At 72.3% G+C, this 21,134-nt stretch carries 20 protein-coding genes; 14 read left to right on the top strand and 6 right to left on the bottom strand.

Annotated elements, in window-relative coordinates:
- Positions 1-110 precede the first annotated feature (110 nt).
- From OG948_RS05540 to OG948_RS05510, 7 genes are all read left to right on the top strand, one after another.
- Positions 111-314 carry a hypothetical protein gene (locus OG948_RS05540; RefSeq protein ID WP_078978606.1) on the top strand — a complete coding sequence of 68 codons (204 nt, stop codon included), beginning with the start codon at positions 111-113 and terminating at the stop codon, positions 312-314.
- A gap of 45 nt (positions 315-359) precedes the next feature.
- The gene (locus OG948_RS05535) at positions 360-587 is read left to right on the top strand and encodes a hypothetical protein (RefSeq protein ID WP_406294287.1); all 228 of its coding nucleotides are present in this window, start codon (positions 360-362) and stop codon (positions 585-587) included.
- Between the two features lie 129 nt (positions 588-716).
- Positions 717-998 carry a Sec-independent protein translocase subunit TatA gene (tatA, locus tag OG948_RS05530; RefSeq protein ID WP_406294285.1) on the top strand — a complete coding sequence of 94 codons (282 nt, stop codon included), beginning with the start codon at positions 717-719 and terminating at the stop codon, positions 996-998.
- A 36-nt stretch (positions 999-1,034) separates the two neighbouring features.
- On the top strand, positions 1,035-1,985 hold the full coding sequence (gene tatC, locus OG948_RS05525; RefSeq protein WP_406294283.1) for a twin-arginine translocase subunit TatC: 951 nt from the start codon (positions 1,035-1,037) through the stop codon (positions 1,983-1,985).
- A 26-nt stretch (positions 1,986-2,011) separates the two neighbouring features.
- On the top strand, positions 2,012-2,899 hold the full coding sequence (locus OG948_RS05520) for a YegS/Rv2252/BmrU family lipid kinase (protein WP_406294282.1): 888 nt from the start codon (positions 2,012-2,014) through the stop codon (positions 2,897-2,899).
- A 215-nt stretch (positions 2,900-3,114) separates the two neighbouring features.
- Entirely contained in the window at positions 3,115-5,886 is a 2,772-nt protein-coding gene (locus tag OG948_RS05515) for a DEAD/DEAH box helicase (RefSeq protein ID WP_406294281.1), read from the top strand.
- A 154-nt stretch (positions 5,887-6,040) separates the two neighbouring features.
- Positions 6,041-7,492, top strand: a complete 1,452-nt coding sequence (locus OG948_RS05510) for an amidase (RefSeq protein ID WP_406294279.1) — start codon at positions 6,041-6,043, stop codon at positions 7,490-7,492.
- A gap of 19 nt (positions 7,493-7,511) precedes the next feature.
- On the opposite strand, the gene OG948_RS05505 is transcribed toward OG948_RS05510, so the two are convergent.
- The 5 genes from OG948_RS05505 to OG948_RS05485 form a co-directional block, all read right to left on the bottom strand.
- Complete coding sequence (locus OG948_RS05505; RefSeq protein ID WP_406294278.1) at positions 7,512-9,269, bottom strand: sigma-70 family RNA polymerase sigma factor; 1,758 nt, start codon at positions 9,267-9,269, stop codon at positions 7,512-7,514.
- Positions 9,270-9,511: 242 nt separating this feature from the next.
- Positions 9,512-10,240 (bottom strand): hypothetical protein, encoded by a 729-nt coding sequence (locus OG948_RS05500; RefSeq protein WP_406294277.1) that lies wholly within the window; start codon positions 10,238-10,240, stop codon positions 9,512-9,514.
- Between the two features lie 151 nt (positions 10,241-10,391).
- A complete protein-coding gene (locus OG948_RS05495; RefSeq protein WP_406294276.1) occupies positions 10,392-11,333 on the bottom strand; it encodes a 5'-3' exonuclease H3TH domain-containing protein in 942 nt (313 codons plus the stop codon).
- A 40-nt stretch (positions 11,334-11,373) separates the two neighbouring features.
- Complete coding sequence (locus OG948_RS05490; protein ID WP_020552020.1) at positions 11,374-11,748, bottom strand: STAS domain-containing protein; 375 nt, start codon at positions 11,746-11,748, stop codon at positions 11,374-11,376.
- A 218-nt stretch (positions 11,749-11,966) separates the two neighbouring features.
- Positions 11,967-13,217, bottom strand: a complete 1,251-nt coding sequence (locus tag OG948_RS05485; RefSeq protein WP_406294275.1) for an amino acid deaminase/aldolase — start codon at positions 13,215-13,217, stop codon at positions 11,967-11,969.
- 100 nt (positions 13,218-13,317) lie between these two features.
- Between OG948_RS05485 and OG948_RS05480 the strand changes: the two genes are divergently transcribed.
- Both OG948_RS05480 and OG948_RS05475 read left to right on the top strand, forming a co-directional pair.
- Positions 13,318-14,835, top strand: a complete 1,518-nt coding sequence (locus OG948_RS05480; RefSeq protein WP_406294274.1) for a carboxyl transferase domain-containing protein — start codon at positions 13,318-13,320, stop codon at positions 14,833-14,835.
- A 569-nt stretch (positions 14,836-15,404) separates the two neighbouring features.
- Complete coding sequence (locus OG948_RS05475) at positions 15,405-16,142, top strand: SseB family protein (protein ID WP_395872094.1); 738 nt, start codon at positions 15,405-15,407, stop codon at positions 16,140-16,142.
- A gap of 602 nt (positions 16,143-16,744) precedes the next feature.
- Here OG948_RS05475 and OG948_RS05470 read toward each other — a convergent pair.
- Positions 16,745-17,137: a DUF1844 domain-containing protein gene (locus tag OG948_RS05470; protein WP_406294272.1), complete on the bottom strand. Its 393-nt coding sequence runs from the start codon at positions 17,135-17,137 to the stop codon at positions 16,745-16,747.
- Positions 17,138-17,555: 418 nt separating this feature from the next.
- On the opposite strand from OG948_RS05470, the gene infC reads away from it, so the two are divergent.
- The 5 genes from infC (at position 17,556) to OG948_RS05445 (ending at position 21,130) form a co-directional block, all read left to right on the top strand.
- Positions 17,556-18,221, top strand: a complete 666-nt coding sequence (gene infC, locus OG948_RS05465) for a translation initiation factor IF-3 (protein ID WP_406294270.1) — start codon at positions 17,556-17,558, stop codon at positions 18,219-18,221.
- A 96-nt stretch (positions 18,222-18,317) separates the two neighbouring features.
- The gene (gene rpmI, locus OG948_RS05460; RefSeq protein WP_020552014.1) at positions 18,318-18,512 is read left to right on the top strand and encodes a 50S ribosomal protein L35; all 195 of its coding nucleotides are present in this window, start codon (positions 18,318-18,320) and stop codon (positions 18,510-18,512) included.
- 117 nt (positions 18,513-18,629) lie between these two features.
- Complete coding sequence (gene rplT, locus OG948_RS05455; RefSeq protein WP_020552013.1) at positions 18,630-19,022, top strand: 50S ribosomal protein L20; 393 nt, start codon at positions 18,630-18,632, stop codon at positions 19,020-19,022.
- A 73-nt stretch (positions 19,023-19,095) separates the two neighbouring features.
- Complete coding sequence (locus OG948_RS05450) at positions 19,096-19,944, top strand: TrmH family RNA methyltransferase (protein ID WP_406294269.1); 849 nt, start codon at positions 19,096-19,098, stop codon at positions 19,942-19,944.
- A gap of 136 nt (positions 19,945-20,080) precedes the next feature.
- Positions 20,081-21,130, top strand: coding sequence for an ATP-binding protein (locus tag OG948_RS05445; protein WP_406294268.1), 1,050 nt, complete (start codon positions 20,081-20,083; stop codon positions 21,128-21,130).
- The last annotated feature ends 4 nt before the right edge of the window (positions 21,131-21,134 follow it).

Here is a 21,134-nt window from a genome sequence, read left to right as displayed (position 1 = left end):
CGCCGCGACCGGAGGCGATTGTCCAAAAACGGCACATCGCCCGGTCGCGGCCCAGCGGCACTTCCGGTACCACCGACGACAACCTTCCCGAGATTGCGAGGAGGCCCACGGTGTCGACGTTCACGGCGCGCTGCCCGGTCTGCGGACGCGTCGAGTTGACGGCGGATCAGCTACGGCTGGTGCTCCGACCGAACAAGTCCTTCTACCTGTTCCGCTGCCCCACCTGCGCCGACTCGGTGCGCCGGCCGGCCGGTGAGCGGATCGTCGAACTGCTCACCGACGGCGGGGTGTCGTCGATGCAGGTCGCGCGCTGAACGGCGGAGCGCGGCGGCGGGAGCGGGGGCTGTTAGGGTCGCCGCATGTTGCCGTGGGTCCTCGTCTTCATCGTGCTCGTCCTCGCCGGACTCGGCGTCATCGGCTGGTTCGCCTGGCGATTGTTCGGTGACGTGCGTCACCTCGGGGCAACCGTCGCGGACGCCTCCGCGCGACTGTCCGAGGCCGCCGCCGAGCTGGACGCGGCCGGCGGCCCGACCGCACGGCACGGCGCCGTACCGCATCCGCGCGCCGCGGCCTCTCACCGACAGTGATCTGCCCACGTGACCCCTGGGGGTTACGTCCGGTGCAGTTGTTCGCCACCATTGCGTTGCACAGGTGTAAGACGCACCGGCGTACGATCGAACCCGTAACCCCCCGGCCCCGGCAATGAGGTACTGACTATGTTTGGCAAGCTCGGTTGGCCCGAGATCATCCTGATCCTGGTTGTCGTCGTGCTGTTGTTCGGCGCCAAGCGTCTGCCGGACACGGCGCGTGCGCTGGGCCGTTCGCTGCGCATCCTCAAGAGCGAGACCAAGGCGATGAAGGAGGACGGGGCGGGCGAGGCCCCCGCGTCCGACAAGACCGCCAAGACCACCGAGACGCCGCCACGCACCATCCAGGCGGCTCCGGGCGACGTGAGCGAGGCACGGCCGGTCGGCGAGCCCGACCACAACCGTCGCTGATATCCGCCACGCGCCTTTTAGGAGTCGGCCCTCAAGGTGCTTGACAAGGCAGGGCGCGGACGAAAGTCCGGCCCGAACGAGAAGAAGATCAAGGACGCCGAGGGGCGCATGCCCCTCATGGAGCACTTGCGCGAACTGCGCAATCGCCTCGTCAAGGCGCTCCTGGCCATCATCGTCGTGACCATCGTCGCCGCGTTCTTCTACGAGGACATCGGCGCCTTCCTGGTCGATCCCGTCTGCGACCTCAAGAACGTCAAGGGCACCGGCGTCACCAAGTGTGGCCAGGGTGTCCTGGTGCAACAGGGCGTGCTCTCGCCGTTCTCGATGGCCCTGAAGATCTCGCTGGCCACCGGCATCATCGCGGCCTCACCGATCTGGCTCTACCAGATGTGGGCCTTCCTGGCGCCGGGGTTGCACAAGAACGAGAAGAAGTACTCGCTGGCCTTCGTCGGCGTGGGTGTGCCGTTGTTCCTGGGCGGCGCCTACTTCTCGTACTGGATCCTGCCGCACGCCCTCCAGGTGCTCCTGGACTTCACCCTCACCGATGCCAGCAACCAGATCCAGCTCGACGACTACCTCAACTTCGTCATCCGCATGGTCGTGGTGTTCGGCATCGCGTGCGAGCTGCCGCTCGTGCTGATCATGCTGAACTTCGGCGGGGTCGTCACCGCGAAGCAGCTCGCGAGCTGGTGGCGCTGGGTGGTGATGGGCATCTTCGTCTTCGGCGCGGTGGCCACCCCCACCACCGACCCGCTGACGATGATCCTGCTGTCCATCCCGATCACCGTGCTGTACGGGATCGCGCTGATCGTGGCCTGGCTCAACGACCGCCGGCGCGGCAAACGGCACGCGGAAGTGTTCGGCGCCGACCTCGACGACGACGAGGCGTCGGTCCTGGACACCTCGGTGCGCCCGGTCGAGCGGCCGAGCACCGTCGCGGACGAGTCGCAGGCGGGTCCCTCGGCCAGGGTGGACGACATCACCTGAGGTCGGGTGGGCTAATCTCGCGCCTTGTGTCTCGGGAGATAGCGGTATTCGTCAACCCCACCGCGGGTCGTGGTCGGGGCCTCAAGGCCGCGTCGCTCGCGGCCGATCTGCTCCGGGACCGGGGGCTGACACCGCATCAGGTGTCCGCTCCCGGTGCCGCGGAGGGGATAGCCCGGCTGCGTGCGGTGGTCCGCGGCGGCGTGGCGGCCGTGGTCGCGGTCGGCGGCGACGGCACGGTCGCGGCCGCGTTGCAGGCGGTGGCGGGCACGAGCACGCCGCTGGGCGTGGTGCCGATCGGTTCGGGCAACGACTTCGCCCGGGCGTTGGACCTGCCGCTGGGCGACGTGGCCGCCGCGGCGCGGGTGGTGGCCGATCTGCATACGCGGCCGGTGGACCTGGGCCGGGCGGGGGAGCGCTGGTTCGGCACGATCCTGTGCACCGGGTTCGACTCTCGGGTCAACGAACGCGCGAACCGGATGACCTGGGCCCGCGGGCGGACCCGCTACAACGCCGCCCTGGTGGGCGAGCTGGGCGCGCTCGCGCCGATCGGCTACGAGTTGGAGCTGGACGGCAAACCCGTCGACGTCGAGGCCACGCTGATAGCGGTGGGCAACGGTCGCTCCTACGGCGGCGGCATGCGGATGTGCCCGGACGCCGACCTCGCCGACGGCCTGTTCGACGTCACGGTGGTGGCCGGCTGCGGGCGGGCCGAGCTGCTGCGGGTGTTCCCCAAGGTCTACGGCGGAAAGCACGTGAGCCATCCGCTGGTCACCGTGCACCGCGCCGCGACCGTGTCGCTGAGCGCGCGCGGGCTCAGCGGGTGGGCCGACGGCGAACGGCTGGGCGCGCTGCCGCTGACCGCGGACTGCGTGCCGGCGGCGGTCCGGGTCCTGGTGCCCGCGCCGCGCGGCTGAGCCACGGGCCGCGGGCGGGCCGCCTGCGCGGGTCGAGCCGCGTGCCGCGTTCGAGCCGCCCGCCTTTCGGGAGCGGGCCGCCTTTCGAGATCGGGCCGCCCTTCAGGATCGAGCCGCCCTTCAGGATCGAGCTGCCTTTCAAGATCGAGCTGCCTTTCAAGATCGAAAAAAGGTGATCACAGCCGTCGGTCCCGGCCGGTAGTCTGCTTGACGAGATGCCTCTCGATCCCGCACGCGGCACGGACCGCGACACCCAGATGTCCCCCGCCGAGCGTTACGCGGCCTCCCGCCGCCGAGCCGCCGACGAACGGACGAGCCTGCACGCCTTCCGCGAGCAGTACCCCTTCGGCCTCGATCCCTTCCAGATCGAGGCCTGTCGCGCGCTGGAAAGCGGCAAGGGTGTGTTGGTCGCGGCGCCGACCGGATCGGGCAAGACGGTGGTCGGCGAGTTCGCCGTGCACCTCGCGCTCGAACAGGGCCGCAAGTGCTTCTACACGACGCCGATCAAGGCGCTGTCGAACCAGAAGTTCGCCGACTTCCAAAAGCTCTACGGCGCGGCGAACGTGGGCCTGCTCACCGGGGACAACTCGGTCAACAGCGACGCCCCGGTGATCGTGATGACCACCGAGGTGCTGCGGAACATGCTCTACGCGTCCTCGAACGCGTTGAACGGCCTGGGCTACGTCGTGATGGACGAGGTGCACTACCTCTCCGACCGCTTCCGCGGCGCGGTGTGGGAGGAGGTGATCATCCACCTCTCCGAATCGGTCACGCTGGTCTCGCTCTCGGCGACCGTCAGCAACGCCGAGGAGTTCGGCGACTGGCTGGGCACCGTGCGCGGCGACACCGCCGTCGTGGTCTCCGAGCACCGCCCGGTGCCGCTGTGGCAGCACGTGATCGCGGGCAACCGCACCTACGACCTGTTCACCGACGAGAACCACACCGAGGTCAACCCCGAGCTGATCCGGCTGGGCCGGATGGAGAGCGAGCGGGCGGGCCGACCGCAGGACCGCTACCGGCGCAATCGCGGCCAGGAGACCCGGCCGATGCGCAGCCGGATCTGGACGCCCAGCCGCGCGGAGGTGATCGACCGGCTCGACGCCGAGGGCCTGCTGCCCGCGATCACCTTCATCTTCAGCCGCAAGGGCTGCGAGGCGGCCGTGCAGCAGTGCCTGCACGCGGGGCTGCGGCTCAACGGCGAGGCGGAGCGGGCCGAGGTGCGCGCGATCGTGGAGGCGCGCACGACCGGGATCCCCGACGAGGACCGGCACGTGCTGGGATACCACTCGTGGCTGGAGGCGCTCCAGCGCGGCATCGCCGCGCACCACGCGGGCATGTTGCCGACCTTCAAGGAGGTCGTCGAGGAACTGTTCGTCAAGGGCCTGGTCAAGGCGGTGTTCGCGACCGAGACACTGGCGCTGGGGATCAACATGCCGGCCCGCTCGGTGGTGCTGGAGAAGCTGGTCAAGTGGAACGGCGAGACGCACGCCGACCTGACCGCCGGCGAGTACACCCAACTCACCGGGCGCGCCGGGCGTCGCGGCATCGACGTCGAGGGCCACGCCGTGGTGCTGTGGCACCAGGGCTTCGACGCGGGCCACCTGGCCGGGCTCGCGGGCACCCGCACCTATCCGCTGCGCTCCTCCTTCAAGCCCTCCTACAACATGGCGGTCAACCTGGTCGGCCAGGTCGGTCGGCACCGCTCGCGCGAGCTCCTGGAGACCTCGTTCGCGCAGTTCCAGGCGGACCGCTCGGTGGTCGGGCTGACCCGTCAGGTGCAGCGCAACGAGGAGGGGCTGGCCGGCTACCACGAGGCGATGACCTGCCACCTGGGCGACTTCGCCGAGTACGGGCGGCTGCGCCGCGCGCTCAAGGACCGCGAGACGGAACTGGCCCGCGAGGGCGTCTCGCAGCGCCGGGCCGCGGCCGCCGCGTCGCTGGAGAAGCTCAGGCCCGGCGACATCATCGTGGTGCCCACCGGCAAGTACGCGGGCCTCGCGGTGGTCCTGGACCCGGGCACCGACCAGGGGCCGGAGGGTCCGCGCCCGTTCGTGCTCACCTCGGATCGCCAGGCCCGCCGACTGGCCGGGATCGACTTCCCCGTGCCGGTCACCGCGCTCGACCGGCTGCGCATCCCGCGCTCGTTCAACGCGCGCAATCCGCAGTCGCGCCGCGACCTGGCGTCCTCGCTGCGCACCAAGGCCGGCCACGTGGACCAGCCGCGGGCCCGCAAGCAGCGCTCGCCGGCGGCGGATGATCCCGAGCTCGCCAGGTTGCGGCAGGCGATCCGGCAACACCCGTGTCACGGCTGCGACGACCGCGAGGAGCACGCGCGCTGGGCGGAGCGCTACCACCGGCTGCTGCGCGACACCCAGGTGATCGAGAGCCGGATGAAGGGCCGTACGCACACCATCGCGCGCACCTTCGACCGGGTCTGCGCGATGCTCACCGACCTGGACTACCTCAAGGGCGACACGGTCACCGACGACGGGCGCCGGCTCGCACGGATCTACGCCGAGTTGGACCTGCTCACCGCCGAGTGCCTGCGCGAGGGCCTGTGGGAGGAGTTGACACCGGCGGAGCTGGCCGCGTGCGCGTCCGCGCTGGTGTACGAGTCGCGGCAGCCGGACGACGCGATGTCGCCCAAGCTGCCGGGCGGTGCGGCGCATGCCGCGCTGGCCGACATGGTGCGACTGTGGGGGCACCTGGACGCGCTGGAGGGGCAGCACCACCTCGACTTCCTGCGCGAGCCGGACCTGGGCTTCGCCTGGACCGCGTACTCGTGGGCGTCGGGGCTGAGTCTGGACGCGGTGCTGGGCGAGGCCGACCTGCCGGCCGGCGACTTCGTCCGCTGGATCAAGCAACTGGTCGACGTGCTCGGCCAGATCGCCGCCGCCGCGCCGGACGACAGCAAGGTCGGCGGGACGGCGCGCAAGGCGATCGAGGGGCTGCGCCGAGGCGTGGTCTCGTACTCGTCGGTGGGCTGAGCGGGCGGCGCGGCGGTCCGCGGCATCGGCCCGCCGGCCGGCCCGCGTCGCCGCGCGCCGGTTTTTGCCGATCGGCCGACGGGGCGAATCGCGCGGGCACACGGTCGCGTACGGTGCGTGGCGGACGTGTTTCACCAGCGCAGGAGGTCGTGCCGTGCGGATCGACGAGTATCAGTCCTATGACGCCACCGGGCTCGCGGGCCTGATCGCCCGCGGTGAGGTGACCGCGGACGAGGTGCTCGACGTCACCTTCGCGGCGATCAAGGAGCGCGAGCCGGCCCTGGGCGCGGTGGTCGCGTTGTGCGAGGAGCAGGCCCGGGGCGAGGTCGGCGGGTTGTTGCCCGGTGTGCTCGCGGGTGTGCCGTATCTGATCAAGGACCTCGAGTGCGATGTGGCCGGGATGGCCACGAGCAACGGGTCGCGGTTGTTCGCGGGCAACGTCGCGGCGCGCGACAGCACGCTGGTGACCCGGCTGCGGGCCGCGGGTGTGCTGATCGCGGGCAAGACGAACACCCCGGAGTTCGGGCTGGGCACCACCACCGAGTCCGCGCTGTTCGGTCCCGCGCACAATCCCTGGCATCGCGAGCGCAGCGCGGGCGGCTCCAGCGGCGGTTCGGCGGCGGCGGTCGCGGCGGGCATGGTCCCGGTCGCGCACGCCACCGACGGTGGCGGTTCGATTCGCATCCCGGCCGCGTGTTGTGGGGTGTTCGGGCTCAAGCCGAGCCGCGGCCGGGTCACCCCGGGGCCGGATCACGGCGAGTCGTGGGCGGGTCTGTCGGTGGCGCACGCGGTCACCCGTACGGTCCGCGACAGCGCGACGCTGCTCGACATCACCGGTACGCCGGAGCCGGGCGATCCGTATCACGCGCCGCCGCCGGTGCGGCCGTACGCCGCCGAGGTGGGCGCGGACCCGGGGCGGTTGCGGATCGGGTTGATCCTGACGCCGGTGGACACCGGTGTGGCGGTGGACCCGGAGTGTGTGCGGGCCGCGGAGGAGGCCGCGGCGCTGTGTGTCGCGCTGGGCCACGACGTGGAGCCGGTGACCTGGCCGGACACGCTGAGTCGGCCGGGCGAGGTGATCGCGCCGATCAGCGCCGCGCACATCGCGCGCATGGTGGATCTGCGGCTGGCCGAGCTGGGTCGCGAGCTGGGGGCCGGTGATCTGGACGGGGCGACCCGGCTGATCGTGGACAAGGGCCGCTCGTTGTCGCTGGCGCGCTATCTGGCCGCGATCGACACGATGCACACGATCGGGCGGGCGGTGACCCGGCTGACCGGGCGCCTGGATGTGCTGCTGACCCCGACGATGGCGGTGGTGCCGCCGCTGCTGGGCGAGTTGGATCCCAATCGCGATCCGATGGCGGCGCTGACCGGGATGCGCGGGATGGCCGCGTTCACCAGCCTGTTCAACGTCACCGGGCAGCCGGCCATGTCGGTGCCGCTGGGGCGCACTTCGGACGGCCTGCCGTTGGGCGTGCAGTTCGCCGGCCGGTACGGCGACGAGGCGACGCTGTTCCGGCTCGCGGGGCAGTTGGAGGTGGCGGCCCCGTGGGCGGGCACCGCGGGTGCGGCGGGCTCGATGGGGGTGACGGGGTCGGCGGGTTAGGCCCCGGCGGGCCCGCCGGTCAGCGTCGGCACAGGGTGTAGTGCGACCCGTTCTTCCCCTTGATCTCGGCGCATTCGGCGGTCGAGCCCGGTGGCATCAGTGGCGCGGCCAGTGCGCTGGGCACGGTGATCGTCGGGTTCTCGCACCACTTGCCGTCGCGGTTGTCGCACTTGAAGCCGACCTTGTTGTCGTCGGCGCGGAACTCCTTGTTGTCGGCGACCAGGGTCGGTCCGGACCGGGTCGGCTTGACCCGGGTCGGGGCGGGCTTGGTCGGCGGGTACCCGGTGGGCTCGGGGCGGGTCGACGGAGCGGCCGCGGGCGGCGGGGTCGGCGCGGGTGCCTCGACCTCCGGCTTGGGCGGCGAGGGCTGCGGGGGGCGGGTCTCGGTGGTGGGGGTCGGCGGGGGCAGCGGGGCGGGGGCGGAGGCGGCGACCGGCGGGGCAGGGCGTTTCGGTTTGGGCTTGTCGGTGTCCACCAGGGCGAACGCGGCGACCGCGACGGCCACCACCACGCCGCCCGCGATCAACGACGAGCGGCCGGCGGTCTGCCCGGCCTGCCCGGCGCCCTTGGCCGCGGCGGCGCCCACGCCCGCGCCCGTCGCCGCGCCGCCGGCCGCGGCGGCACCCGCGGCGACCCCGCTCGCGACGCCGCCCGCGCCGGTGGCGCCGACCGCCAGGCCCATCCCGCCGGCCACCGCCGTGGCCGCGGCGGCGGTGCCCGCGGCCACGGCGGTGCCGCTGAGGAAGATCGGCGCGGTGATGCCGATCAGTGCCAGCGCGATCGGCCCGTACCGGTCGCGGACGTCGACCATCTCCGCGTAGGTCTCGTTGCACCGGCTGCACTTCTTCAGGTGCGCGTCGATGCTCTCGCGGCGCTTCTCGGAGTCCATCCGGTTGCGGATGTGCCGGCCGTAGTGCCGGGTGAACTTCTTGCAGTTCTCGTCCTTGACGCCGCCGGTGGCGAACGCCACGAAGTAGTTGTCGCGCAGTTCCTGGCGGGCCCGTTCCAGGATCTTGCGGACGTTGTCCGGGTTCTCGCCGACCAGCGGGGCGACCTGGACGGCCTGCTCGCCCTCGATGTCCACGTGCCACAGCACCATGCGGGACCGCTCGGGGAGGTCCTGGAAGGCCTGGAGCGCGAGCCGCGCGTCGTCGGCCTTCACCACGCGGTCCTGGTTCTCCCAGGCGGACTCGAAGACGGTGAAGTCCTCGGTGAGCCATTCGCGGCGGTCGCTCCTGGTCCAGTCGCCGGCGACGTGGCGCACGGTGGTGAGCAGGTAGGCCCGGAACGCCTCCTTCGGCCCCTGGCCCGAGCGCAGTGCCTGGAGCGTGCGGGCGAACGCCTCGGCGCACAGGTCGTCGGCGGCCTCGGGGGTGCGGGTGCAGGTGCGCGCGAAGCGGCGGATGGAGCCCACGTGCCGTTGGTAGAGCAGGCCGTAGGCGTCGCCGTCGCCGGCGCGCACCAGGTCGGCGAGTTCGCCGTCCGGGGGGCCGTCGTACACCGGAGCTCGGCCGGCATCGGCGTTCGGCGGTGGGCCGACGCGGTCGCCGCGCGGTTCGGTCGCGAAGGGGTGGGGCGCTGCGGGGTCGGGCGACCAGGGCTGGGCCGATTGGGTTGCGGCCGGCTCGGGCCCGAGGTCGCCGTCGTACACCCGAGGGTGATGCACGCCGCGCTGGCCGGGGACGAACGGGGGACGCGCGCCGGAGCCGGTGGCCTCGGCGGCGCCGTTCCCGTCGCCGCTGGGGTCCGGGGTCGCCGCGTCGTCCTCGCGTGCCACCGATTGCCCCCTTGATCCCGTGCCGTACCCGATCGTCCGGACAGCATCGTGACCATCCGGCCACGGTCTGTCCAGAAGCGATGGGGCTCTTCAAGGCACCCGGAGTGCGCTCCGGCGCGGGTGGTGCGGCACGAGCGCGGGGGCAGGCTGTCCGCGCCCGTGCCGATCGAGGGGCCGCAGTGGGGGTGACGCTGCGTCATTCGGGTGACGAACGAACGTACGAAGGGGTGGTTCATGGTGTGCTACCGACCCGTCGTGCCCGGCGCGGTGGTCAGACGCACGCTCGAACGGGGCATGCGCGGAGCGCCGCCGGGGACCCCGCCGGGGCCGTCCAGCGGGTCCACGGGTGCGCGGCACAACCGGTCCAGGCGGTCCGGCAGTTCCGGGTCGTCGCCGTCGAGTAGGGCCATCAGTCGCCCGGGCGGCACCGCGTAGGCCAGGTCGCCGAGGGCGCGTTCCAGGTGCCGGGCGGTGAGCAGGAGGTGCCGCAGGTGGCCCCACAGCAGCGATTCGGGGACCTCCAGGCGCACCACCACGATCCGTACGTGCTCGCCGGCGGCGGCGCGCTGGGCCAGTCGCTGCTGGAGCAGCGCGGCCGAGGGCAGTTCGGTGATCGGGTCGGTGCCGGGGGGCAGGGTGCCGGGCGGGTTGGCCCGGGCGCGGGTGCTCAGGTAGGCCTGCACCAGCGCGCCGGGCGCGCTGTGCGCGAGGCCGCACAGGAACAGCGCGTCCAGTTCGGCCAGCGCCACGTCCAGCGGGATTTCGGCGGCGGCCCGGTCCCGGGCCAGGGCCAGGCACGCGGTGTGCGCGTGGCCGTTGCGGACGAAGGCGTCCAGGCATTGCTCGACGGCGTCGCTGTGCCAGGCGACCCGGGCGGGCCAGCCGGCCCGCAGGGTCACGCGCTGCCACTCGCCTCGGAGCCGGTCGCGGTCGGGTTGGGTGGTAATCGTGGTGTCACACTCGGTACGCATGCCTGGGGAGACACGTCTTCACGGCAAACGTGACAGATTCCGTGCAACTTTCCGATGTGACCTGGGTCACATCGTCGATCGTGCGCCCGGCGCGTTCGGGAGCGACCCTTTCGAGTGGCCGACCGCCGTCCTTGGGCGGAGATACCGGGCTTCAGCGCCGGGGGGCGAGCACGTCGAGCAACCGATGCACCGGGCCGCTCAGGCCCCAGCGCCGGCGCAGTTCCTCGAGCGCGACCGGGTCGGCCGGCTCGGTGGGCAGCGGCCGATCCCACCCGGCCGGCGGCGGCAGCGGCACGTCCCGCACCACCCGCACCACGCCCGGGGCCACGTCCAGATAGTCGCCCGCCTCCAGGATCCGGGCCCGGCGCGCCGGGGTCAGCTTGGCCGCCGGGTCGGCCGCGGCCGCGCGCACGCCGGCCAGATCGCCGTACTCGGTGATCAACTGCGCCGCGGTCTTGTCCCCGATGCCCTTGACCCCCGGCAGGCCGTCGCTGGCGTCGCCGCGCAGCGTGGCGAAGTCGGCGTAGGCCGACGCGGGCACGCCGTAGCGGGCCAGCACGGCGGCCTCGTCGATCACCTCGTGCGCGGCCACGCCCTTGACCGTGTACAACACCCGGATCGCCCGTGCGTCGTCGACGAGTTGGAACAGGTCCCGGTCGCCGGTGACGATGTCCACCGCGATCCCGGCCCGCTCGGCCAGTGTGGCGATCACGTCGTCCGCCTCGAAGCCGGGCACGCCCACGCGCGGGATGCCCAGCGCGTCCAGCACCTGTTCGATCACCGGCACCTGCGGGGCGAGCGTGTCCGGGATCTCCTCCTCGTCCGGTCCGGCCGCCTCGGCGACCCGGTGCGCCTTGTACGTGGGGATCGCGTCCACCCGGAACTGCGGTCGCCAGTCCGCGTCCATGCACGCCACCAGTCGGGTGGGCCGCCGGTCCTCGACCAGGCGCGTGACGAAGTCGACCAGGCCGCGCACGGCGTTGACCGGTGTGCCGTCGGGAGCCTTGACCGATTCCGGGACGCCGAAGTAGGCGCGGAAGTACAGGGACGCGGTGTCGAGGAGCATCAGACGTTCAGTCACGTGCCCGATCATGCCGCACCCGACCGACGCCGGGGCCGAGCGCGACCGGACTTCAGTCGGCGAACTCGTCGAGTACTTCCTGCAGGGTGTCCCGCACCCCGAGCACGTCGATCAGGCCGGTCATCCGCAGCGTCGCGCGGACGTTGCGGTCCGGCGCGGCCAGGCGCAGTTCACCGGAGAAGGCGTGCATCGACTTGAACGCGTCTATCAGCACGCCCAGTCCGACCGAGTCGCAGAAGTTCAACCCGGTGGCGTCCACGACCACCCGCCGACAACCGCCGTCGATCAGCTCGATCAGGGTGCGGTGCAGGAGCGGGGCGTTGTGCAGGTCGAGTTCGCCGGCCAGGTGGACGACCGCACAGCCGCGCCAGATCGTCACCCCGGTGACGGGATGTTCCTGCCCGAGCGTGCCCAAGCGCGCGATCATGGCTGCGACCTTTCAGCGGCCGGACGTACTGCCGCGCCGATACGGCGCCGGCAATGGGCATTGTGGGCCATCCGCGGTGGTGGCGGACAGCCCCTCAACGGGTCGTTTTTCGCGCGGTGGGCCGAACGGGTGGGTCTTGTCCGGTTAAGGGCCGGTCGGTCCCCGCCGTCGACCCCGCCCGCGCGCCCGCCGCCGGCCCTCGCCGCCCGGTCTCGCGGTCACAAAAAGGTGTGTCCCTCGCCGCGGTAGGTGGGCACCGTGCGCACCACCCGGTCGCCGTCGATCAGGTGCAACGCGTCGAAGCGCTCGCACAGTTCGCCCGCCTTGGCGTGTCGGAACCACACCGAGTCGCCGATCCGCAGGTCGTCCGCCGCCGGCCCGCGCAGCGGGGTCTGCACCTCGCCCGCCGCCTCCTGCGGCTGGTACGACAGGCCCTGCGGCAGGTACGGCTGGGGCAGCCGGTCGGCCGCGGGCACTCCGGAGGCCGGGTAGCCGCCGCCGAGCACGCTCACGCAGCCGTGTCCGGGACGGCGCACCACGGGCAGTGCGAACAGCGCGGCGGGCCGTCCGCGGAACGCGGTGTAGTGGTCGAACAGGCGCGGCTGGAAGAGCCCGGAGCCGGCCGCGACCTCGGTGATCGCGGACTCCGCCGAGGTGCGCTCCACGCTGCCGGTGCCGCCGCCGTTGACGAACTCCAGCGGCGCGATCGCACGCACCGCGCGCACGATGTCCGCGCGTCGCCGGCTCAGTTCGGCACCGGCCTTCGCCTGCATCGCGCGCAGGATCCGCCCGTAGAGCGCGCGGCCCTCGGGCGCGTCCCCGACGCCGGCGATGTGCGCCTCGTACGCCATCAGTCCCACCAGCCGGAAACCCGGCCGCCGGGTGACCGCCTCGGCGACCGCGACCACCTGCTCCGGCGTGTGCAGCGGCGAGCGGTGCGCGCCGATGTGCACGCGGCCGCCCAGGAGTTGCCACGAGGTGTCGATGTCCACGCACACCCGCAGCTCGTTCCGGGGCCGCACATCCGCGATCGCGCGCTCGATCAGGTCGAGCTGGGCCGGGTCGTCGATCATGATCGTCACCCTCGCGGCGGCCTCGGCGTCGGCCGCCAGCCGGCGATACGCCGCGCGGTCCGTGGAGGGGTAGGCCACCAGGATGTCGGTGAGCCCCTCGCTCGCCAGCCACAGACCCTCGGGCAGGGTGAACGCCATCACGCCGCGGTAGCCGTCCAGTTCCAGCACCTCGCGCAGCAGCGGCAGGCAGCGCACCGACTTGCTCGCCACCCGCACCGGGGTGCCGGCCGCGCGGCGCACCAGATCCGCCGCGTTGGCCCGGTAGGCGGCCAGGTCCACGACGGCGAACGGCGCGTCCAGGTGGGCGGTGGCCTTGTCGTAGCGGGCCCGGTCGGCGCCGACGGTGGGCGACGGGGCGGAAGCGGACACGGGGGGTGCGGCGGTGAGAGGGGCCATTCCCGCAGCCTGCCAGATCGACGTACCGACCGGTAGGACTCGGCGCCGACCGCACGGTCACATCCGTCGGACGCCATCGGCGGTGGGTTAGCTTGACCGCATGAGTCATCCCGAGCGCGTGCGGGCCCTGGATCTGATCGACCGTGTCCTGGATCCGGGCTCCTTCACCGCCTGGAACGACCCGCTGCCCCCGCTAGCCGCGCCGGATCCGGCGTACGCGGTCGAGTTGGCGGCGGCCCGCGCGCGCACCGGCCTGGACGAGGCACTGGTCACGGGGGAGGGCCGGATCCATGGGCGCCGGGTTGCGGTGGCCGCGTGCGAGTTCGACTTCCTGGCCGGCTCGATCGGCGTCGCGGGCGCCGAACGGCTCACCCTCGCGGTGGAGCGCGCCACCGCCGAGGGCCTGCCGCTGGTCGCCTCGCCCACCTCCGGCGGTACCCGCATGCAGGAGGGCACCGTCGCGTTCCTGCAGATGGTCAAGATCTCCGCGGCGGTGGCCGCACACCGCGCGGCGGGCCTGCCGTACCTCGTCTACCTGCGCCACCCCACCACCGGCGGGGTGTTCGCCTCCTGGGGTTCGCTCGGCCATGTCACCGCCGCGCAACCCGGCGCGCTGATCGGCTTCCTGGGCCCGCGCGTGTACGAGGCGCTGCACGAACGCCCGTTCCCCGACGGGGTGCAGGTCGCGGAGAACCTGTACGAGCACGGCCTGATCGACGCGGTCGTGCCGCCGGACGAGCTGCGCCGGGTCGCGATCAAGGTCTTCGACGTTCTCGGCCCGGGCAGTGTGCCGCCCGGGCCGCCGCCCGAGGTCCGTGCCGAACCGCTGCCCGACGTGCCGGCCTGGACCTCGGTGCGGCGCTCGCGCGACCCGCGTCGCCCGGGACTGCGCGCGCTGCTGCGGCACGGCGCGCGCTCGGTCACCCCGCTGCGCGGGACCGGCGAGGGGGAGAGCGAACCGGCGCTGCGCCTGGTGCTGGCCCGGTTCGGGGTCGGTGCCGGTCCCGGTGCGCCGTGCGTGGTGCTGGGCCAGGACCGCACTCGGCAGAGCGAACACGGCCCGTTCGGCCCGGCCGGGCTGCGCCAGGCCCGGCGGGGCATGCGACTGGCCGGCGAGTTGGGCCTGCCGCTGGTGACCGTGGTGGACACCGCCGGCGCCGCGCTCTCGCGCGAGGCCGAGGAGGGTGGGTTGGCGGGCGAGATCGCCCGCTGCCTGGCCGAGTTGGTCCTGCTGCCCGCGCCGACGGTGTGCCTTCTGCTGGGTCAGGGGTCCGGCGGCGGCGCGCTCGCGTTGTTGCCCGCGGATCGGGTGATCTGCGCGCGGCACGCGTGGTTGTCGCCGCTGCCGCCGGAGGGCGCGGCGGCGATCCTGTACCGGGGCACCGAGCGGGCCGCGGAGATCGCCGGGCGGCAGGGCATCCGCTCCGCCGATCTGCTGCGTGACGGCATCGTGGACCGCGTGGTGCCCGAGGACCCGGACGCGGCCGAGGAACCCGAGGCGTTCGTGCGTCGGGTCGCGGCCGTGCTCGAGCACGAGCTGAGCACGCTGCGGGTCCTGGACCCGGACGAGCGGCTGGCCGCGCGTATGCTCCGCTATCGGCGGCTCGGCCTCTCCTGAGTGATGCGGATGTCACTCGAATGGATGAGTGTGCTGGGAGTCCCGGACGGCAAGTCCCGCCGGTTTCTACGCTGAACCCGGTTCGGGAACCGGACCGGCTACAGCCCGACCCGTCCGAGCACGGGCCAGGACGGGCCGGCTTCGGCCCGGCGCCTCGCCCGGACTCCCGGGACCGCGACGGCTCGATCGCGCCGTCGCGGGTCGGGCCCGGTCCGGGTGAGCCGAACCTCGGAAGGGGGGTCGCGGGTCGGGCAGTGGTCGCCGGCCCGCGATGCTCCTTTGTTGGGCGACTTTGTCGCCGGCTCGCGAGGCGCCGCTTTTTCTTTCCCCCGCAAGCTCCTCCAAGAAAAAGCGGCGCCTCGCTCGGGGCTTCGTGTCCCTGCGCTTCGCTCCGGGCCACGAAGCCCACGCTTGCGGCTCCGCCGCTCTCCGCGCTTCGCGCGTCGATCACTGGGGTGGGCGGGGGTCGGGGGCGCTGACGCGCCTGGGGTTGGGCGTGGGGGGCGCGTGTCGGCGGGGTGGGGGCGCGGTGGGGTGTGGGGTGGTGGGGGCGGGTCTACAGTCGACGGGTGGATTTCAGCGGCAAGAGCATTCCCGATACCGGTTTTCCCGATGACGACGGCAGCGCGGACCCGGCGCTGGCCGAGGCCCTGGCGGCTCGGGAGGTGGACGACGAGGCGGTCTCGCGGGCGCTGTGCCGGGCGCGGCTCCTGGTACCGGTCGTGGCGATCCTGACCGAGGAGGAGGACGTCGCGCCGGGGGAGCTGCGCCGGGAGAAGTCCAGCGACATGGCGGTGCCCACGATCCAGGGGCCGGACGGGCGCCGGGCGCTGCCCGCGTTCACCTCGGTGGCGGCGTTGGCGCGCTGGCGCTCGGATGCCCGGCCGATTCCGGTCGAGGCCGCGCGCGCCGCGCACGCCGCGTACGCGGAGGAGGCGGACACGCTGCTCCTGGATCTGGCCGGGCCGCACCCGTACGAGCTCACCGGGAGTCGGCTGCGGGCGGTGGCCGAGGGGCGCGCGCACGTGGCGCCGCACCGGGATCCGGACATCCTGGGCGCGGTACGGGCGGCGGTCGCCGAGGAGGTCGCGGTCTCGGCGGTGTACCTGACCGAGGGCGGCGGCCACGAGTTGACGCTGAGCCTGGTCGCGGCCGCGGCGCCGACCGAGGTCACCGAGGCGGCGCGGCGCATCGTGGGGCGGTTGGCCGAGGACGACGTGGTGCGGGCGCGTCTGGATCGCGGCCTGGATCTGGCGATGTTGCCTCCCGGCAGCGCCCTCGACGTGGAACCACTCTTCGCACGATGAACCCGGGCGGGGGCCTCCGGCCGGGTTGCCCGGCCGGAGTTGCTCCGCGTGCGCGCCGGGCCGGGTCGGTCGCGGCCGGGCGCGGTTGCTTCGCGTCCGTCGGGGGTGGGTCGGCCTGCGGCCTGCTTGTCCTCAAGCGCCGGACGGGCTGAGTGGTTTGGTCCGGACCGGCTGGATCGTTCGTTTCCGTGGCGGTCGGGCTGAGTGGGTCGGCCCGGACCGGCGGGGTTGCTTCGCGTCGGTCGGGTGCGGTGGGCCTGCGGCCTGCTTGTCCTCAAACGCCGGACGGGCTGGATGGGATGGCCCGGATCCGCTGGAGGGGTTGCCCGTGGCCAGGGGTGCCCCGCGGTGGCCGGGCCGGGTCGGTCGCGGCCGGGTGCGGTTGCTTCGCGTCCGTCGGGGGTGGGTCGGGCTGCGGCCTGCTTGTCCTCAAGCGCCGGACGGGCTGAGTGGTTTGGTCCGGACGGGCTGGGTGGGGCGCCCCCGCGCCGGGTGGGCTGGATGGGTGTCGCCGTGCCGGCGGGGTTGGGTGTCCCATGCCGATCGGGCTGGGTGGGGTGTCCCCGCGCCGGGTGGGGTGGGCCGGCGCGGGGTGGGGGAGGTCAGGTGTGGACCGGGCCGGTGAGTTTTTCGCCGGGGCCCTTGCCTGCCTGGTCCGGGTGGGTGGAGGCCTCGCGGAAGGCGAGTTGCAGGGTCTTGAGGCCGTCGCGCAGCGGGCCCGCGTGGTAGGAGCCGACCTCGGGGGCCGCGGCGGTGACCAGGCCCGCGAGGGCGGTGATCAGCTTGCGCGCCTCGTCGAGGTCCTTGTGCGCCTCGCCGTCCTCGGCCAGGCCCAGTTTGACCGCCGCCGCGCTCATCAGGTGCACGGACAAGGTGGTGATGACCTCGACGGCCGGCACGTCCGCGATGTCCCGGGTCATGGTCTCGACCCGGTCGGGGTGGCCGGCGAAGTCGTCGGTGTGGCCGGGTGACGTAAGTGGGGCGCTCTCGCTCATGTGCCCAGTCTCGGGTATGCCCCGGAATCGGGGAACAACGGGGCCCTTCGCCATGTTCCAGCCAGTGGTAGAGTGATGTATCGACCGACCGGGCATCTGCATGCCCGGCCTGCAAGCGGAGGCTCCGTCTCCCACCCGATCGACCTCACGGACGACGGGTACCGGTCCGGTGCGACGCACTTCGTGTGCGTCCGTTCCACGTTCGTCGCCCTGTGGGCGGCTTCGTCAGCCGGTGGTGGAGCCTCGCATGCAACCGTGCGAGGCTTTTTCGCGTTGCCTGGATGGCTTCACGGAGAACCTGGCTCGGGGGGAAGTTACACCGAGACACATGTGGCCGCTTCGCCCGCGGTCGCTTCAGGTATGAGGAGGCCCCATCAGCGCCGAGCCCCGCATCAACGACCGGATTCGCGTCCCCGAGGTGCGACTCGTTGGTCCTGGCGGCGAGCAGGTCGGAATCGTCCCGCTGGCCAAGGCCATGGAACTTGCCCAGGAGTACGACCTCGACCTCGTCGAGGTCGCGGCCAACGCCCGGCCGCCGGTCTGCAAGCTCATGGACTACGGCAAGTTCAAGTACGAGTCGGCCATGAAGGCCCGTGAAGCGCGCAAGAACCAGGCGCACACGGTCATCAAGGAGATGAAGCTCCGGCCGAAGATCGACCCGCACGACTATGACACCAAGAAGGGTCACGTCGAGCGGTTCCTGAAGCAGGGCGACAAGGTCAAGATCACGATCATGTTCCGTGGTCGCGAGCAGTCCCGGCCCGAGTTGGGTTACCGACTGCTGCAGCGCCTCGCGACGGACGTCCAGGACCTCGGGTTCATCGAGTCGAACCCGAAGCAGGACGGCCGCAACATGATCATGGTTCTCGGCCCGCACAAGAAGAAGACCGAGGCCATGGCCGAGGCCCGTGAGGCCCAGGCGGCCCGCAAGGACGCGCGCCGTGTGGCCGTCGAGTCCGGGGACGATCACCCCGACGAGACGGAAACCGCGGACGCTCCCGAAGCCGCCCCGGCCGAGGCCGCTCCGGTCACCGAGGCCCCCGTCGCGAGCGACGCGGAGCCGAAGGCCGAAGAGCAGGTCTGACCCGGAACGGGTCGCCCCGCGCCCGATTTGCAAACACACCTGTGCCTGCCCGGTCACCACCGGGCGGGTGCGGCACGACGAGGAGACTGCGGCGACATGCCGAAGAACAAGACCCACAGCGGTGCCAGCAAGCGCTTCCGTATCACCGGCTCCGGCAAGGTGCTGCGTCAGCGTGCGGGTCGCCGTCACCTTCTCGAACACAAGCCCTCGACCGTGACCCGGCGTCTCGCCGGTGTCGTCGAGGTGGCCCCGGCCGACGCCAAGAAGATCAAGAAGCTGCTCAAGAAGTAGTAGGCAGCAGTCGTCGCACCGGCTGACGAGAACCCACCGGTCGGCGACCGGCGACGGTCCCAGACTTACCCGGGCCGCGGTCGACACACCGCGGTCTGACATCAAGGAGTTCATCAAGTGGCACGCGTCAAGCGGTCAGTCAACGCCCACAAGAAGCGCCGCGTCATCCTCGAGCGGGCGTCCGGCTACCGCGGCCAGCGGTCCCGTCTGTACAGGAAGGCCAAGGAGCAGGTCACCCACTCCATGGTCTACAACTACAACGACCGCAAGAAGCGGAAGGGGGACTTCCGTCAGCTCTGGATCCAGCGCATCAACGCCGCTGCCCGCCTGAACGGGATGACCTACAACCGCTTCGTGCAGGGCCTCAAGGCCGCCGGTGTGGAGATCGACCGCAAGATGCTCGCCGAGCTCGCGGTCAACGACGCCCCGGCGTTCGCCGCCCTCGTCGAGGTAGCGCAGAAGGCCCTCCCGGCCGATGTCAACGCGAAGAAGGAAGACGCCGCGGCCTGATCGTCGACTCACGTCGTCGATGTCGCAGTACTTCTTACGTCGTTACAGGCCGAGAGCAGAGAACGGTAACGCGATGGCGAGCCCCGAGCTGACGTCCACCCGATCACCCCGAGTGGCGGCGGCCCGGCGGCTCGCCAAACGTGCTTTCCGGGCCCGTGAGCGGCTGTTCCTGGCCGAGGGGCCGCAGGCGGTCCGCGAGGCCGTGGCCCTGTCCGGGACGCTGCGCGAGTTGTACATCACCCTCGAGGTGGCCGAGCGCTACCCCGATCTGGTCGCGGGCGCTTCCGCCGCCCGGGTCCCGGTGTTCACCGCCACCGACGAGGTGGTCGCGGCGATCAGTCAGACCGTGACGCCGCAGGGCGTGGTCGCGCTGTGCCGGTTCGTGGACGTACCGCTGGAGAGCGCGATGGCCGCGCGGCCGGAGCTGGTCGCGGTCCTCGCCAACGTGCGCGACCCCGGCAACGCCGGCACCGTGCTGCGCGCGGCCGACGCGGCCGGCGCCGAGGCCGTGGTGCTCACCGACGCGTCGGTGGACCCGTACAACCCCAAGGCCGTGCGCGCCTCCGTGGGCAGCCTCTTCCACCTTCCCGTGGTCACCGGTGCCCGGATCGAGGACACCGTGGCCGCGCTGCGTGCCGCCGGGCTGCGGATCCTGGCCGCCGACGGCGCCGGGGACGCGGACCTGGACGGCGAGTTGGACGCGGGCGGGCTGAGCGGGCCCACCGCGTGGATATTCGGCAACGAGGCGTGGGGGTTGCCCGAGGAGACCCGGGCGCTGGCCGACGCCGTGGTGCGAGTCCCGATCCACGGGCGGGCCGAGAGTTTGAACCTGGCGACCGCCGCGGCCGTGTGTCTGTACGCGTCCGCTCGCGCGCAACGCGGGCGCGGGGGTTGCCGATCCGGGGCGCGAAGCGAGCGATGACCCCGACGTATCCGGCTTGACCACCGGTCGTGGGGGAACGAGACCGTTGCGTCCGGCGCATCCGGACGGCACGTCGCGCGTTGGGATAGTGTGTCCGGCCCGGAACTCCCTCGGGCCCGAAACGGGAAGGGGGCCGATGGACGCCGACATGCTGCCCGACGGCCTGGTGATCGCGGACGAGAACGGCATGGTGGTGACGTTCAACACCGCCGCCGCCCGGATCACCGGGACGCGTCCCGAGGACGCGCTCGGCAAACACATCGCGGACGCGCTGCCGCTGGAGGACCTCGAGGGCAGGCGTTGGTGGGTGTGCACCGACCCGTACGGCGGTCTGGGCACCCGGACCCGGCAGCCGGAGCGCAATCTGCTCCTGGCCGGCCGGGAGATCCTGGTCACCGCGTCCTTCGTGCGCGCCGATGGGCCGCACAGCCCGCTGGCCAAGCTCGTGGTGTCGCTGCGCTGCACCGACGCGCGCAGGCGGATCGAGCGTGGCCACTCCGATCTGATCGCCACCGTCGCGCACGAACTGCGTTCGCCGCTGACCTCGGTCAAGGGCTTCACCGCGACCCTGCTGGCCAAGTGGGAGCGGTTCACCGACGAGCAGAAGCGGCTGATGCTGGAGACGGTCGACGCGGACGCGGACCGGGTCACCCGGCTGATCACCGAACTCCTGGACATCTCCCGGATCGACGCCGGCCGGCTGCAACTGAACCGCCAGGTCGTGGACATGGAGGAGGCGGTGCACCGGCACCTGCGCGCGATGGAGTGCAACGGCCTGCCCGACGAGCGCTTCGTGCTCGTGGTGGACGGGCCGCTGCCGAGCATGTGGCTGGACGCCGACAAGCTCGACCAGATCCTCGGCAACCTGCTGGAAAACGCGGTGCGCCACGGCGCGGGAACCGTCACCATCGAGATGCGCGCGGTCTCCATCGGGTCCGCGCCCGGTGCGCACGGGACGGAGATCACGGTGAGCGACGAGGGCCCGGGTATCCCGGACGAACTCCTCGACCGTGTCTTCACCCGTTTCTGGCGCGGAAACCGCCGCGGTGGCACCGGCCTGGGGCTGTACATCGTCAAGGGCTTGGTGCAGGCGCACGCGGGCACCATCGGCGTGGATCGCGCCGAGTGCGGCGGGGCCCGATTTCGATTTACCCTGCCGGCCGCGATGCCGGACGTCCTGCTGTAGCAAC

Source organism: Embleya sp. NBC_00888, from assembly GCF_045207655.1.
Taxonomy (GTDB): domain Bacteria; phylum Actinomycetota; class Actinomycetes; order Streptomycetales; family Streptomycetaceae; genus Embleya.
This window is presented reverse-complemented; position numbering and strand designations above follow the sequence as displayed.

Bases quoted from the DNA above. Each gene is read 5' to 3' on its own strand.
- OG948_RS05515 (WP_406294281.1), top strand. From the start codon at position 3,115: ATGCCTCTCGATCCCGCACGCGGCACGGACCGCGACACCCAGATGTCC.
- OG948_RS05495 (WP_406294276.1), bottom strand. From the start codon at position 11,333: ATGATCGGGCACGTGACTGAACGTCTGATGCTCCTCGACACCGCGTCC.
- OG948_RS05445 (WP_406294268.1), top strand. From the start codon at position 20,081: ATGGACGCCGACATGCTGCCCGACGGCCTGGTGATCGCGGACGAGAAC.
- tatA (WP_406294285.1), top strand. From the start codon at position 717: ATGTTTGGCAAGCTCGGTTGGCCCGAGATCATCCTGATCCTGGTTGTC.
- rpmI (WP_020552014.1), top strand. From the start codon at position 18,318: ATGCCGAAGAACAAGACCCACAGCGGTGCCAGCAAGCGCTTCCGTATC.
- OG948_RS05490 (WP_020552020.1), bottom strand. From the start codon at position 11,748: ATGATCGCGCGCTTGGGCACGCTCGGGCAGGAACATCCCGTCACCGGG.
- OG948_RS05500 (WP_406294277.1), bottom strand. From the start codon at position 10,240: ATGCGTACCGAGTGTGACACCACGATTACCACCCAACCCGACCGCGAC.
- OG948_RS05470 (WP_406294272.1), bottom strand. From the start codon at position 17,137: ATGAGCGAGAGCGCCCCACTTACGTCACCCGGCCACACCGACGACTTC.
- OG948_RS05450 (WP_406294269.1), top strand. From the start codon at position 19,096: ATGGCGAGCCCCGAGCTGACGTCCACCCGATCACCCCGAGTGGCGGCG.
- OG948_RS05485 (WP_406294275.1), bottom strand. From the start codon at position 13,217: ATGGCCCCTCTCACCGCCGCACCCCCCGTGTCCGCTTCCGCCCCGTCG.
- OG948_RS05480 (WP_406294274.1), top strand. From the start codon at position 13,318: ATGAGTCATCCCGAGCGCGTGCGGGCCCTGGATCTGATCGACCGTGTC.
- OG948_RS05535 (WP_406294287.1), top strand. From the start codon at position 360: ATGTTGCCGTGGGTCCTCGTCTTCATCGTGCTCGTCCTCGCCGGACTC.